Source organism: Methylobacterium sp. WL18 (genome assembly GCF_008040015.1).
In the GTDB taxonomy this organism is placed as follows: Bacteria; Pseudomonadota; Alphaproteobacteria; order Rhizobiales; family Beijerinckiaceae; genus Methylobacterium; species Methylobacterium mesophilicum.
This window is the reverse complement of record NZ_VRVD01001078.1, coordinates 1-915: the sequence shown is the minus strand read 5'-3', so window position 1 is coordinate 915 and position 915 is coordinate 1. Positions and strand designations below refer to the sequence as shown.

1 protein-coding gene is annotated in these 915 nt (G+C 74.1%); it reads left to right on the top strand.

The window, feature by feature from the left end; genetic code table 11:
- Positions 1-915: adenylate/guanylate cyclase domain-containing protein (locus FV228_RS30990; protein ID WP_147857892.1), on the top strand; the 915-nt coding region annotated here is incomplete at both ends.

Genomic DNA, 915 nt, shown 5'->3' with positions numbered 1-915 from the left:
GGCCCGCCCGGGACCTCTCCGCGCGCAAGGCGGAGGCGGCCCAGGACGACGCCGCGGTCCTGCGCGCCATGCAGGCGGGCGGCGGCCTGCGACTGCTCGGGCTGCGGATCGTGATCGTGCTGGTGCTGCTGATGGCGGCGCAGGCCTATGACGGCTCGCTGCACGCCTTCAGCCACTGGTTCATCCTCGGCCTCTACGGCGTCGGCACGATCTGGTTCGGGCTCGGGGAGCGGGGCGGCGGCCCCGCCGCGGCGGCCTACAGCTGGGCCGGGACGCTGCTCAATGCCGGGCTCGCCGTCTACGTGATCATCGAGCACATGCTGGCCGGCGGCGGGGCCGGCCTCGGCGCCGACGCGGTGAGCCGCCTGCCGGCCTTTCTGCTCCTGCTCCAGACCGGCCTGAGCATGCGGGTGGCCCAGACCATGCTGTTCTGCGGGGTGGTGACGGCGTGCTGGAGCGCGGCCTTCCTGGTCGGGCTGGTTGATCCCGGCCTGTTTCCGGGGCCGGATTCCTTCCCGACCGCGCAGGTCACCGGGCTCGCCACCTTCGTGGCGGCCGGGCTGCTCGTGGTGGACGGCATGACCCGCCTGCGCGAAGCGGTCACCCGGGCCCTGCGCATGGAGCACGAGCGCGCCCAGCTCGCGCGCTTCGTGCCCGACACGGTCGCCCTCGACCTCGCCGCCGAGGACGCCAACGCCGCCATGGGCATCCACCGGCGCCATGCCTGCCTGATGGTGCTCGACATCCGCGGCTTCTCCAGCTTGAGCCGGGAGCATCCGCCCGAGGCGATGGTGACCGCCTTGCTCGCCGTCCGGGCGGCCGCCCAGGCCGCGGTGGCCGAGCAGGGCGGCCTGGTGGACAAGTATGTCGGCGATGCCGTGCTGGTGCAGTTCGTGGTCGGCCGCCCGCGGGCGC